This is a genomic window from Streptomyces chartreusis NRRL 3882 (assembly GCF_900236475.1).
Classification (GTDB): Bacteria; Actinomycetota; Actinomycetes; order Streptomycetales; family Streptomycetaceae; genus Streptomyces; species Streptomyces chartreusis_D.
Window position 1 is genome coordinate 1,693,033 of record NZ_LT963352.1, and the last position, 13,289, is coordinate 1,706,321.

8 protein-coding genes and 1 pseudogene are annotated in these 13,289 nt (G+C 75.0%); 2 read left to right on the forward strand and 7 right to left on the reverse strand.

Annotated features, from left to right (window positions below):
- Positions 1 to 110: 110 nt before the first annotated feature.
- From SCNRRL3882_RS41655 to SCNRRL3882_RS07620, 5 genes and pseudogenes are all read right to left on the reverse strand, one after another.
- Positions 111 to 1,847 (reverse strand): annotated as a pseudogene (locus SCNRRL3882_RS41655) (SWIM zinc finger family protein); the annotation flags it as partial.
- A 761-nt stretch (positions 1,848 to 2,608) separates the two neighbouring features.
- A complete protein-coding gene (locus SCNRRL3882_RS07605; RefSeq protein WP_010038936.1) occupies positions 2,609 to 5,458 on the reverse strand; it encodes a DEAD/DEAH box helicase in 2,850 nt (949 codons plus the stop codon).
- Positions 5,459 to 5,565: 107 nt separating this feature from the next.
- A complete protein-coding gene (locus SCNRRL3882_RS07610) occupies positions 5,566 to 6,147 on the reverse strand; it encodes a hypothetical protein (protein WP_010038939.1) in 582 nt (193 codons plus the stop codon).
- Positions 6,144 to 7,292 (reverse strand): ROK family glucokinase, encoded by a 1,149-nt coding sequence (locus SCNRRL3882_RS07615; RefSeq protein WP_010038943.1) that lies wholly within the window; start codon positions 7,290 to 7,292, stop codon positions 6,144 to 6,146. The genes SCNRRL3882_RS07610 and SCNRRL3882_RS07615 overlap by 4 nt, the downstream gene beginning before the upstream one ends.
- Before the next feature lie 123 nt (positions 7,293 to 7,415).
- Entirely contained in the window at positions 7,416 to 8,153 is a 738-nt protein-coding gene (locus tag SCNRRL3882_RS07620) for a GntR family transcriptional regulator (RefSeq protein ID WP_173937364.1), read from the reverse strand.
- A 128-nt stretch (positions 8,154 to 8,281) separates the two neighbouring features.
- On the opposite strand from SCNRRL3882_RS07620, the gene SCNRRL3882_RS07625 reads away from it, so the two are divergent.
- On the forward strand, positions 8,282 to 9,304 hold the full coding sequence (locus SCNRRL3882_RS07625) for a Gfo/Idh/MocA family oxidoreductase (protein ID WP_010038948.1): 1,023 nt from the start codon (positions 8,282 to 8,284) through the stop codon (positions 9,302 to 9,304).
- 36 nt (positions 9,305 to 9,340) lie between these two features.
- Here SCNRRL3882_RS07625 and SCNRRL3882_RS07630 read toward each other — a convergent pair whose 3' ends face one another.
- Together SCNRRL3882_RS07630 and SCNRRL3882_RS07635 are read right to left on the reverse strand one after the other, a co-directional pair.
- A complete protein-coding gene (locus tag SCNRRL3882_RS07630; RefSeq protein WP_010038949.1) occupies positions 9,341 to 10,018 on the reverse strand; it encodes a response regulator transcription factor in 678 nt (225 codons plus the stop codon).
- A gap of 97 nt (positions 10,019 to 10,115) precedes the next feature.
- Positions 10,116 to 10,904: a hypothetical protein gene (locus SCNRRL3882_RS07635; protein ID WP_010038952.1), complete on the reverse strand. Its 789-nt coding sequence runs from the start codon at positions 10,902 to 10,904 to the stop codon at positions 10,116 to 10,118.
- Positions 10,905 to 11,382: 478 nt separating this feature from the next.
- Here SCNRRL3882_RS07635 and SCNRRL3882_RS07640 point away from each other — a divergent pair, with 478 nt between their 5' ends.
- On the forward strand, positions 11,383 to 13,287 hold the full coding sequence (locus tag SCNRRL3882_RS07640) for a caspase family protein (RefSeq protein WP_010038954.1): 1,905 nt from the start codon (positions 11,383 to 11,385) through the stop codon (positions 13,285 to 13,287).
- The last annotated feature ends 2 nt before the right edge of the window (positions 13,288 to 13,289 follow it).

The following is a 13,289-nucleotide window of genomic DNA, read 5'->3' on the forward strand; positions in this document are numbered from 1 at the left end:
GCTGCGGCTCGTGGACGCCCCGCACCCACGACCGGACCGCCCGGGGGCGGGGCGCGAGGACGTCCCGAGTGCCGCACGGTCACCCAGTCGACCTGTCGGCAGGCGGCCCCTCAGAGTTCGCCGGTAGTGCCCAGGCCCGTCAGCGCGCCGACCGGATCCAGGTCGGGGGTGCCGCGCGGCCACCAGTCGTCCTGGCCGGGTTCGGACTCGTAGGCGTACCACAGGCCGTCGCGGCCCAGGCGGAGCTGGACATGACCCCGGGGGTGGGTGAGGTGGTTGCGCCAGGGGCGGAAGGCGGGCAGGTCGGCGGCGAGGAGCAGCGGACGGGCGCGGTCGAACCGGCCGGCCGGCGGATCCCACGGCTCCTCCAGTACGGCGAGGCCCTCCGGTCCGCCCTGGCGCCAGGCGGCGACCGCGCGGGCCAGCTCGGACGGGGTGCGGCCCGCAGCGGAGGCGAGCAAGGAGTAGAGCGCCCGGGTGCCCGCCGTGAGGCCCGAGCCGGGGCGGGCCGCGGCCAGGCGGACCGCGTCCTCCCAGAGCGTCAGCTGCCCGACCGGGTCACGGCCCGTGGTGAGCAGGGCGTGGGCCCGGGCGGCGGCGTCCGTGGCCAGCTGGTCCAGCGCGAACGGGTCCGGACCGCCGGGGGCCGCCGGGTAGGCCGGTGGCTGCTCGGGGTGCGGCGGCGGGGGCAGCGGCGCCGGCAGGGGCGGGAGGGCACGCGGTGTGAGAACGTCACCGGCCCGCACTCCGGGCAGCGGCGCCGGTCCCCTGTCCTGGGCGGCGCGCGCAGCCCGCGTGGCGCTCAGCCGGGACAGCGCGTCGAGCAGCTCGCGTTCGCCCCGGCCGCGCAGCAGGAGCAGGACGAAGGGGTCGGCGTCGAGCAGCCTCGCGGTCTGGTAGCAGAGGGCGGCGGCGTGCTTGCAGGGGTGGCCCCGGTCGGGACAGCTGCACCGCGGCTCCAGATCACCCGGGCCCGGCAGCAGGGGCACGCCGCAGTCCGCGAGGGACCGGGGCATCTCCTTGTCGAGGAGTGCGGCGATGTGCCCGGGCCGGTCGGCGGCGGCGTCCAGGAACCGCTCCCAGTCGGAGTCGTCGAGCGTACGCAGCCGCACCTGCACGCGGTAGGGGCGCGGACGGCTGCCGCGCACGTACGCCAGCACCAGACCGGGCGTCACCGTGATGGCGTCGACATGCCCCTGCTCGGCATAACCCCGCCCGCGCTCCAGCCTCTTGACGTCCAACGCGCCCTGCTCCAGGGCGGCGACCCACGCGTTTCCCCACCAGCTCTCGGCGAAGCCCTCGCCGTCCGGGTCCCGGGGTGGGAACGCGGGGAAGGTACGGCGGAGTTCGGAGTCGCGGTCGGGGGCGGCCATGGAGTGGGGGGTCCGAGGAGTCCCGGGTCGGGCGGCGGCGGGGGCGGGGTCGGGGTCGGGGTCGGCAGGGTGGTGCGGCGAGGCGGTCGTGCCGTGGGGCGAGCGCTCCTGGGCGGTTTCGTGGGAACTCTCGGGCGCCGCGTCCCAGTCGTCCGACGCCTCGGGCATTCGGAAGGCGTCCGCCAGCAACTTCCGTACGTCCCGCGCTCCCGCGCCGGCGGCGTGCCCCCGCGCCTGCCGACCGGCCCTGGGCCGCTCGTCCACACGGCTGTGCCGTGACCGGCGACCCGCACTCTCGGCCTCTTCCCGGGCCCGGCGCGCGTCCTGCCGCGCTGCACGCAGTGCCTCGCGTGCGATGTCCGCAGCGCGCGGCCCCGGGCCCTCGTCGTCGCCGGCGGCCGAGGCGTCCGCCGGTGCGGCGGCGGGCCGATCCTCCGCGACACCGGGAGCACCGGCCGAGGGCGTCCGCGCGGGGCTTCCCCCCTGGGCACGGGAACGGTCCGGGCCGACGAGGGCGCCGGAAACGTCCGACCCGCCGGAGTCGCCGGAACCTCCCGGCCAGCCCGGGGCGCCGGAAACCTCCGACCCACCCGGGGCGCGGGAACGGTCCGGCCCACCGGAGACGCCGGAACCACCCGGCCAGCCCGGGGCGCCGGAAACCCCCGACCCACCCGCGGAGCGGGAACGGTCCGGCCCACCGGAGACGCCGGAACCACCCGGCCAGCCCGGGGCGCCGGAAACCCCCGACCCACCGGAACCACCAGAATCATCCAACCCACCGGAGGCACCGGAACCGCCCGGCAAGCCAGGGGTGCCGGAAACCTCCGACCCACCCGGGGAGCGGGAACGGTCCGACCCACCGGGGCCGACGGAACCGCCCGGCCGCCCCTGGACGCCGGAAACCTCCGACCCACCCGAGCCGCCGGAACGGTCCCCCTCTGCCAGGTCGCCCGCACCGGTCGGCCCCGCCCTGTCCTCTGAGGCACCGCCCGTCAGCACGCCGGGCCCGTCGGCGTCCTCCGCCGCGCCCGCCTCGCTCGCCGGGCCGTCGCCACGCCGGTGCTCGGTGACCGCCCTGCGCAGTGCTGCTCTGGCCACGTCTCCCGGACGGGGAGTCTCCTCCTGGCCCGTGGGCCTCTCGGCCGGGCGGGGAGCGGACGGTGGCTCCGGGTTGCGGTAGGCCTGCTCCCGGGCCGCCCGCAGGGCCCGGCGGGCCTTGTCGGCCGGGCTGGGCGTCATGGCGTCCTCCGCAGGGAGACCAGGTCGGACAGCTCGCGGTCCGTCAGTTCGGTGAGGGCCGACTCGCCGGAGCCGAGGATCGCGTCGGCGAGGGCGCGCTTGGCCTGGAGCATCTCGGCGATGCGGTCCTCGATCGTGCCCTCGGTGATGAGGCGGTGGACCTGGACGGGCTGGGTCTGGCCGATGCGGTAGGCGCGGTCGGTGGCCTGTTCCTCGACGGCCGGGTTCCACCAGCGGTCGAAGTGCACGACGTGACCCGCGCGGGTGAGGTTGAGGCCGGTGCCCGCCGCCTTGAGGGACAGCACCAGGACCGGGGTCGAGCCGGCCTGGAAGCGGTCGACCATGCGCTCCCGCTCCGGGACCGGCGTGCCGCCGTGGAGGAGGTCGACGGGGACCGCCCGGGTGGCCAGGTGGGAGGTGATCAGCCGGGCCATCCCGACGTACTGCGTGAAGACCAGGGCGGATCCGTCTTCGGCGAGCAGCGTGTCCAACAGCTCGTCCAGCAGCGCGAGTTTGCCGGAGCGGGCGGCGAGCCGGTCGCCACCGGTCCGGGCGGTCTCCTCCTTCAGGTACAGCGCCGGGTGGTTGCAGATCTGCTTCAGCGACGTCAGCAGCTTCAGCACCAGGCCGCGGCGTGCCATGCCCTCCGCGGTCTCGATGGCGAGCATCGACTCGCGCACCACCGCCTCGTACAGCGCGCCCTGTTCGCGGGTGAGCGGCACCGGGTGGTCGGTCTCCGTCTTGGGCGGCAGCTCGGGGACGATGCCCGGGTCGGACTTCTTCCGGCGCAGCAGGAAGGGCCGGACCAGGCGGGCCAGGCGCTCCACCGCCTCCTCGTCCTCGCCGTTCTCCACGGCCCGGGCGTGCCGGGCGCGGAAGGACTTCAGCGGGCCGAGGAGACCCGGGGTGGTCCAGTCGAGCAGGGCCCACAGCTCCGACAGGTTGTTCTCGACGGGCGTGCCGGTCAGGGCCACGCGTGCGGGCGACGGGATCGTGCGCAGCGCCTTGGCCGTGGCCGAGTAGGGGTTCTTGACGTGCTGCGCCTCGTCGGCGACGACCATGCCCCACTCCTGCCCGGCCAGGGCGGGGGCCGCGGAGCGCATCGTGCCGTACGTGGTGAGGACGAAGCCGCCGTCCAGGTCGTCCAGGCTGCGGTCCGGGCCGTGGAAGCGGCGGACGGGGACGCCGGGCGCGAAACGGGTGATCTCCCGCTGCCAGTTGCCCAGCAGCGAGGCCGGGCAGACCACGAGGGTGGGCTCGCTGCGGGCCCGCTTCAGGTGCAGGGCGATGAGCGTGACGGTCTTGCCGAGACCCATGTCGTCGGCGAGGCAGCCGCCGAGGCCGAGGGAGGTCATCAGGTCGAGCCAGGCCAGGCCCCGGAGCTGGTAGTCGCGGAGGGTGGCGTGCAGGCCCGGCGGCGGTTCGGCCGGGCGTACCCCCGCGGTGAGGCGGTCGCGCAGGGCGGCCAGGGCGCCGGCCGGTACGGCCTCGACCGTCTCGCCGTCCACGTCTGCGGTGCCGGTGAGGGCGACGGACAGCGCGTCGACCGGGTCGAGGAGCCCCAGGTCCCGCTGGCGGGCCTTGCGGACGAGGGCGGGGTCGACCAGCACCCACTGGTCGCGCAGCCGGACGACCGGGCGGTGGGCCTCGGCGAGGGCGTCCATCTCGCTCTCGGTGAGCGGGTCGCCGCCGAGCGCCAGCTGCCAGCGGAACTGGAGCAGATCCTCGCTCTCGAAGAAGCCGGTTCCGTCGGTCGCCGAGCCGGGGGCCGACCGGACCACCGCCGCGGCCGAGAGGTCCTGGGCCAGGTCCCGGGGCCAGTGCACGGCGACGCCGGCCGCGGCGAGCCGGGTGGCCGCGACACCGAGCAGGTCGCTCAGCTCCTCCTCGGTCAGTGCCAGCACGTCGGGCACGTCCTGGTCGGAGAGCCGGTCGAGCGGAGGCCAGACCCGGGCCGCGCGGCGGACGGCGAGGGCGGCGTCCACCCGGGCGCGGGGGCCGAAGGCGTCGTCCGTCTCGCCCGCCCACAGCGCCGCCGCGTCGGCGACGAGGGTGGGGTCGGCGAGGCTGTGCACCTGGACGACCGCTGCGCCGGCGCTGCGCGCGCCGCCGTCGAAGGCGTCGTCGAACAGGTCGTACGCCGAGAGGTCCAGCCGGAGCGAGATCCGCACGCCGGCGTCCATCCCGGCGGCGACCTCGGCGGCCCAGTCGTGGGCATGCGGCAGGTGCTGGGCGGCGCGGGCCGCGAAGGGTCTGCCGGTGGCGTGGGGTGCGGCCGGGGTGCGCGGCAGGGTGTCGGCGACCGCGTCCAGGAACGCGCGTACCAGCGCTTCCGGTTCGGGCAGGTGGATCGGGCCCGGGCCGGGCAGCGGGACGGCGTGTCCCTCGTAGGGCAGGGCGGCGGCCACCGCGCGCAGGTGCGCGATGTCGTCCGGGTCGAGCGGGCCGGCGCGCCAGGCGTCGTGGCCCGTGGGGGTCAGGCCGGGCAGCAGCCGGCCGCGCGCGATCAGCCGCAGGGCGTGCAGGGCGGCCGCGCCCCAGCAGGCGGTGGCGGGGTGGGCCGCGGGGTCGCGCCGGGCGCGCACCAGCAGCGGCAGGGCCTCGTCCAGCGACAGGGACAGCGCCGGGGTGGTCCGCCGCCGGACCGCGGCGCCGTGCCGTCGTACGACGGTGAGCTCGGTGTCCTCCGTGAGCTCTGCGACCTCTGCGGGCAGGGGCTCCCCCGCGGGGTCCCAGAAGGCGATGCGCCCGCCGCGCGGGAGGGGTGCGGGCAGGAAGACGGCCGGGAGCCGGACCGGGACCGTCGTGTCTCCCGCTCGCTCGGCCATCGCGGCCGTGTCGCCCATACGTCCTGCCACCTCCCGCCCGCGTGTCGGATTCAGTTGTCTCCGACTCTACGGGCGGGGTCTGACAACCGGCCCCGGCGGCCCCGACGACCGGGCACGGCTTCGGGTCAGGGCACCGTCCGGGACACCACGTACACCCAGGGGTACGCCGGGTTGGACAGGTCCACCACCACGTCGTGCGTGGGTGCGGGGTTCTTCTGCCGGTGGACGAAGCCGTACCACGCGTCGCCCTCGGGGAACTTCCAGCCGGTGACCTTGCGGTCGCGGGCGCCGATGGTGATGTGGCCCTTCTCCAGGTCGTCCCGGGTCACGCCCAGGCCCGTCAGATAGGCGTCCAGACCGGCCGCGTTGGTCTCGAACTGGGCGTACAGGCGGCTGGTCTTCCAGTTGTTGGTCTCGTAGTACGCCACGTGCCAGGCCGGGTGCGGGACGGGCACCTGGTAGATCCGGCGCTGGAGCTTGGACGGCCAGCCCGCGGTCAGGCCCGTCGCCGAGTACTTGGCCTCCTTGTCCTTGCCGCTGTCCCGGCTCTGGTTCGCGGAGATCACCAGGTAGCCGGCCGGAACGCCGATGAGCAGCACGATGATCAGCAGGGTGAGCGCCCGGCGGCGGATCATGTGGCGGCGGTCCTCGGCCGGGCGTTCCTCCCCCTCCGGCCACGAGCCCTGGTGCGGCAGGGAGGCGGTCACAGCGTCTCCTGGCTGCTGCGGAGGGACTGCGCGTACCGCTCGTAGCGCTCGTACCGCTCCACCCGGCGGCGCTTGGCGCGCCGGAAGCGGCGGGCGACCAGCCGGGCCAGGTCGGCGGCGCCGACCATGCCGGCCTCGGGACCGAGCTGGGCCCGGGCGATACGGGCCTCGGGGCGGTAGCCGCGGCCGGTCAGATGCCTGCGGAAGGCGTCCCGCGCGGGGCCGATCAGCAGGTCGTCGGCGGCCGAGACGCCGCCGCCGATGACGAAGCAGGAGGGGTCGAGGGCGGCGGCGAGGTTGGCGATGCCGACGCCGAGCCACTGGCCGATGTCCTGGAGCAGCTCGATGCACATGGCGTCGCCCTCGCGGGCCAGCTCGGTGATCATCGGGCCGGTGATGTCGGAGATGTTGCCCTTGACGTGCTCGATGATCCCGTACGCCACCGGGGAGTCGGCCGCGGCCAGCTCGCGCGCCTCGCGGACCAGGGCGTTTCCGGAGCTGTACTGCTCCCAGCAGCCGCGGTTGCCGCACGGGCAGCGGTGGCCGCCGGGCACGACCTGCATATGGCCGAACTCGCCGGCGACGCCGTACTTGCCGCGCTTGACCTGGCCGTCCTCCAGGATCGCGCCGCCGATGCCGGTGCCCAGCGTGATCATCACGAGGTGGTCCTCGCCGCGGCCGGCGCCGAAGCGCCACTCGGCCCAGGCGGCGGTGTTGGCGTCGTTGTCCACGAGGACCGGTACCGAGAGCCGGCCGGAGAGGCGGTCGCGGAGCGGTTCGTTGCGCCAGGACAGGTGGGGGGCGAACAGCACGCGGTTGCGGTCGGCGTCGACCCAGCCGGCCGCGCCGATGCCGACGGCGTGCACGTCGTGCCGGTCCGAGAGGTCCAGGACCAGCTCGGCGATGGTGTCCTCGACGACCTTGGGGCTCTTGGACTTGTCCGGCGTCTCGGTGCGGACCTTCTCCAGGATGTTGCCGTCGGCGTCGACGACGCCCGCCATCACCTTCGTACCGCCGATGTCGATGCCGACCGTCGGTACGCGGGGTGCCGTCAGGTGTGAGCGGCGCTCCCGGGTGCCGACGGTGCGGAGCACGGTGGCACGGCGGGAGCCGATGGGGGCGGTGAAGTCGCGGTAGGTGCTCATCGCCGCCGATTCTGCCTCACGGGGAGGCAGGGTGCGGAGCAGAGGGGTGGTGCGGATCAGTGCCGAGTGCGGGTGCGCGGGGGCTTGTCGCGCAGTTCACCGCGCCCCTCAGCGGCATCTCCCTCAGGTCCGCACCAGGAGCTGGAACTCGAACGAGTAGCGCGTCGGGCGGTAGGTGTGTGTGCCGTATTCCACTGCTCGGCCCGTATCGTCGAACGTGACGCGTTGCATGGTGAGCAGCGGGGCCCCTGCCTCCTCCGCCAGTCGCTCCGCCTCCGCCGCCGTCGCCGCCCGGGCGCCGATCGACTGGCGGGCGCTGTGGAGGGTGATGCCGGCCGCTCGCATCAGGCGGTAGAGGCCCGTGGTCTCCAGTTGGGCGGTGTCGAGGTCGATGAGGCCGGGGGGCAGGAAGTTGCAGAGGTAGGCCATGGGCTCGCCGTGGGCGAGGCGGAGGCGTTCCACGCGGTGGACGTCGCTGTCCTCGGCGACGCCCAGCGCGGCGGCGACCTCGGCGGAGGCGGGGACGAGCGTGTTGACGAGGACCTTGGTGGCCGGGCGCTGGCCCGCCGCCTCCAGGTCGTCGTAGAGACTGCTGAGCTCCAGAGGGCGCTTGACCTGGCTGTGCACGACCTGGGTGCCCACGCCCCGGCGGCGGACGAGGAGGCCCTTGTCGACGAGCGACTGGATGGCCTGGCGGACGGTCGGCCGGGACAGGCCGAGCCGGGCGGCGAGTTCGATCTCGTTGCCCAGCAGGCTGCCTGGGGTCAGCGTGCCGTGCTCGATCGCGGCCTCCAGCTGCTGGGACAGCTGGAAGTACAACGGCACGGGAGAGCTGCGGTCCACGCTCAGCTCGAGCTGCACGGTCGGGTCCACTTCTGGTTTCGGCACGGGCCGAGCGTAGCTCCGTGCGTTGTTGACGGGAAGTTGTGTAGTCAGATTGTCCGGACATACAGATTGACAGGGGCGGGCTGCGCACGCACTTTGTTTCCATGCGCATCGGCGTCATCGGTACGGGCCGCATCGGCACGATCCACGCGAACACGCTCAGCCGGCACCGCGACGTGGGCTCCCTGATCCTTACGGACGCGGACGCCTCGCGGGCCCAGGAACTGGCGCACCGGCTGGGTGAGACGGCCGCGCCCGGCGTGGAGGAGATCTTCCGCTGGGGGGTCGACGCCGTGGTGATCACGACGGCGACGTCGGCCCACGCCGAACTGATCGGTCGGGCAGCACGCTCGGGCCTGCCGGTGTTCTGCGAGAAGCCCATCGCGCTGGATCTGCCGGGGACCCTGAGCGCGATCGCCGAGGTCGAGACGGCCGGGACGGTGCTCCAGATGGGCTTCCAGCGCCGCTTCGACGCCGGCTACCGGGGCGCCCGCGAGGCCGTGCGCTCCGGCAGGCTGGGGCGGCTGCACACCGTGCGGGCGCTGACCAGTGACCGGACGCCGCCGCCCGCGGCGTGGCTGCCGCTGTCCGGCGGGCTGTACCGGGACACGCTGATCCACGACTTCGACGTGCTGCGCTGGGTGACGGGCCGGGAGGTGGCGGACGTCTACGCGGCGGGGTCGGACGCCGGGCCCGCGATGTTCCGCGAGGCGGGCGACGTCGACACCGGCGCCGCGCTCCTCACCCTCGACGACGGCACACTCGCCACGGTCACCGGCGCCCGGCTGAACGGGGCCGGCTACGACGTGCGCATGGAGCTGGCCGGGGAGCTCGACCAGATCGTGGTCGGCCTGGACGACCGTACGCCGATCGCGTCCACCGAGCCGACCGGGCCGCCGGCCGCCGACAAGCCCTGGACCGGCTTCCTGGAGCGCTTCGGCCCCGCCTACGAGGCGGAGCTGAACGCGTTCGTCGAGGTCGTGCGGGGCGAGCGGGCCAACCCCTGCGACGGGCGCGAGGCCCTTCAGGCGCTGCGCGTCGCCGAGGCGTGCGAGCTGTCACGCCGGGAGCGCAGGCCGGTGCACCTCGCGGAGATCCCCGGCGGAACCGCCTCCGCCTTCGCGTGACGGCGGGCCGGCGGGCCGGCGTGCCCGGCAGGGCGGTCAGTGACCCTCCTGTTCCTCCTCCAGGAGTCCCGCGTCGTACGCCAGCAGGGCGATCTGCACGCGGTTGTTGAGGTCGAGCTTGGCCAGGATGCGGGAGACGTGCGTCTTGACCGTGGCGACGCTCATGAAGAGGCCGGTGGCGATCTCGGCGTTGGACAGGCCCCGGCCGACCGCGACGGCGACCTCGCGCTCGCGGTCGTTGAGGGCCGCCACGCGTTCACGCGCACGCGTGCGGCGGGTGTCGGCGGCGGTGCCGACCGCGTGCCGCATCAACTGGCGGGTGACGGTGGGCGACAGGACCGGGTCGCCGGCCGCGACCCGGCGTACGGCGGCGAGGATCTCGGCCGGCGGGGTGTCCTTGAGGACGAAACCGGCGGCGCCCGCGCGCAGCGCCCGCAGGACCTGTTCGTCGGCGTGGAAGGTGGTGAGGACCACCACCTGCGGGGCGTCCTTGCGGGCGCGCAGCCGCTCCGTGGCCGTGAGGCCGTCCACCGTCGGCATCCGGATGTCCATGAGCACGACGTCCGGGCGGGTGCGGTCGACGAGCGCCTCCGCCTCGCCGCCGTCGGCCGCCTCGCCGACGATCTCGATGTCGTCGGCTCCGCCCATCATGAAGGACAGTCCGGCCCGCACCAGCGGATCGTCGTCGACGAGGAGCAGTCTGATCGCAGTCATGGGCCTTACGTAATCACGGCGGGGGCGGATGCGGGGCGCGGACGTACGGTCCTCCGCGCCAACTCCGGCTGAGGAACGGTGGGTTCGGACCGCGGGCTCAGGCGCGCAGCGCCACCCCGTACCGGGTGCGCAGGCGGCTGATCTCCCACCAGACCACCGCCGTCACCGAGGCGGGACCGCCGATGACGGCGAGCGCCTGGATCACCGGCGGCCCGGGCGGCAGGCCGCCCGCGAGCAGGCTGATGGCGGCGAACTCCCACACCAGCGTGCCGGTCAGCAGGGCGGGGAGCGCGGCGTGCACGGCCGCGGTGTTGAAGCCGGTGCGCACGGCCGGACCGGTGGCGAAGCCCAGGAAGAACAGAAGCCAGGCCAGGGGCAGGGCGGCCGCGAGGATCAGCCAGGGGGCGGCGCCCGCCGAACCGGAGGAGGGCGTCTGGTCCCGGCCGAGCAGGACGATCGCCCCGCCGAGCAGCGGGACGGCCGTCACGGCACCGACGTACCAGCCGGCCGACCGCAGGGCGGCCCGCACCCGCACCCGCATGGCCGACCTGGTCTCCGCCGACGCCCACCGGAACAGCACCGCGATCACGACGGGGGCGCTCAGGAGCAGCAGGGGCGGGGTGACCACCAGCCGCATCACGTACTGCTCCTGGGCCTCGGCGACGTCCTCCGGTTTGCCGTACACGGCGAGCAGCAGCAGGGACATGGCGGCCGCGGTCCAGGCCCGCACCTTCTGCACGCGCGTCACGTGCCGGTCCTCGACGGCCCGGTGCGTGTGCGGGAACAGCCGGTGGGCCCGGATGCGGGCCGAGCGCGCGAACGAGTAGCACAGCATGAGCGGCGGGAACGCGAACCAGGTGCACGGAGCGAGCAGCACCAGCCACATGCAACCGGAGATCCGCGGCTGCCCCTGTCGCAGCAGTTCGCGCACCGACGGCCATGCGGCACCGCGCCCACCGCCCCACCCCAGGCCCCAGGCGGCAAGGCCCGGACGCGGCCGGGGGAAGTACGGGTAAGGCTGGGGCTGCGGTGGGTGCGGCTGGGGGTGCGGGTAGCCGTACGGCGCAGGGCCCGGCTGGGGCGGCAGGTACGGGGGCGGCACGTAGGGGCCGTTGGCCGGAGGGGGCGGGTGCGGTCCGCCGTTCGGCGGCCCCGGTGGCTGGTACGGATTGGTGGGTCCCCGCGAAACTCACGTGCCTGTTCCTTCCGTTACGCGCGGTGCTGAAGGCGGCACAAACATCAGCCATCACCACAGCCAAGTCAACTCCGTTCGGAGCACGGGGTCGTGGGGTCGCGCGCACGTGCCCGGCATGCGCCCCGGAAACGCCCTGCCCGCGCCCCGGCAGGCCTGGAAGGATCACCGCATGCGCACCGTGTACGCCCTGTTCGTGGGCATCGACGACTACCCCGGCCTGCCGTTGCGCGGCTGTGTCAACGACGTACGGGCAGCGGAGAACTGGCTGCGGAGCCGGAGCGGTCCGGCCGCGCGGATCCGGACGCTGTACGACGCCGAGGCGACCCGGGCGGCCGTGCTGGCGGGGCTGGAGGAGCATCTCGGGAAGAGCGGGCCACAGGACACCGCGCTGCTGTGGTTCAGCGGGCACGGCAGCCAGAGCCCGACCACCGATCCGGGCGAGGCCACCGGCTGGTCGCAGGCGCTGGTGTGTCACGACAGCCTGATGCCGGGCGGGCAGCCGGTGCTGCGGGACACCGAACTCGGCGCGCTCCTGGACGGCGTCGCGGCCCGCGGCACGCATGTCGTGGCGGTGCTGGACTGCTGCCACTCGGGCGGTGCGACGCGGCAGGACGCCGCCGGTCCGCCCGGTGCGGCGGTGCGGGGCGTGCCCTGGCGGTCCTGGTGGCACCCGGCGGCGGGCCCGGGCGCACGGTCCGGCGGCGGCGGGCAGGTACCCGAGCCGGGCCGGCACGTGCTGCTGGCCGCGTGCCGCCCTCAGGAGCTCGCGCACGAGAACGTCGTCGACGGGAAGATCCGGGGCTACTTCAGCCATGCGCTGCTGGGCGCGCTGGACCGGCTCGGCCCCACGGCCGCGTACGGGGAGCTGCACGCGCTCACCGAGGCGCGCGTGCGGGCGCTGAGCCACGTGCAGCATCCCGAGCTGCGCGGGCCGGAGGACGGGGCGTTCCTGTCCGGCGAGCCGGTGCCGGGCTCGCCGTTCCTGCTGCGGCACACGGCGTGGGGCTGGGAGGTCAACTGCGGCGCGGCACACGGACTGCGGTCCACGGGCGCCGAGTTCACCCTGCTCGGGGACGCCGCGGCGCGCACGGTCGTGGTCCGTGACGTACGCCCCGAGTCGGCCCTGGTGGACCCGGTCGGCTGGCAACCGACGTCCGAGGACCAGCAGTGGGCGCACGCCGTGACTCCGTCGGCGCTGGCGTTCCCGCCGGCCGTGGTGACGCTGTCGGGCGAGAAGGCCGCCGTACGCCTGGTCGCGCAGGCGGTCGGGGAGCTGCCCGCCCTGGCCCTGGCGCCGGAGACCGGGGGCGGGGACGGGCTGCCGCTGCGGTCGCCGATCGGTGCCGGGGACGCGCTGCGGCTGCACGTGGAGGTCGGGGACGGCCGGGCGCGGGTGTCGGGTGGGGGCGGGCATCCCGTGCCCGAGCTGTCGCTGCGGTCCCCCGCGGACGCGGCACGCGTGGCCGACTGCCTGGCCCACATCGCCCACTGGCACCGGATCCGGGATCTGGTCAACCCGGATCCGCTGCTGTCGTCGCTGGTCCGGATCACCGTCGAGGAGACGGCGGTGGGCAGCCTGCGGCACTCGGCGGACGGCGAGATCGTCTGCGGGTACACGGCCGACGGCCGGGAGCCGCAGGTGCGGGTCGGGATCCACAACCATGCCGGGCGTCATCTGTGGGCGGTGCTGCTCGACCTGACGGACAGTTACGGATCCTCCCCGCATCTGTTCGAGGGCGAGTTCATCGGGGACGGCAGGGTCGGGTGGGCCCGGCGCGGGGAACCCGTGTGGCTGCGGCTGCCGCCGGGGCGTTCGGCGGTGCGGGGTGCCTTCACCCGGGACTGGCTGAAAGTGATCGTCGCGGAGGACGAGCTGAACCTCGCTCCGTTCCGGCTGTCCGCCTGGTCCACCGGCGCCCCCTCCGGCGCACGCGACAGCGTGGCACCGGCCGGTGGGGGCGGTCTGCTGCGGGTGCTCGCGGCGGGTGCCGGGGGCGAGCGGGACGCGGGCGGTCCGGCGTACGGGGCTGGCCGCTGGGGGACGGCCCAGGTCGTCGTACGCACCGAGAGGTGACG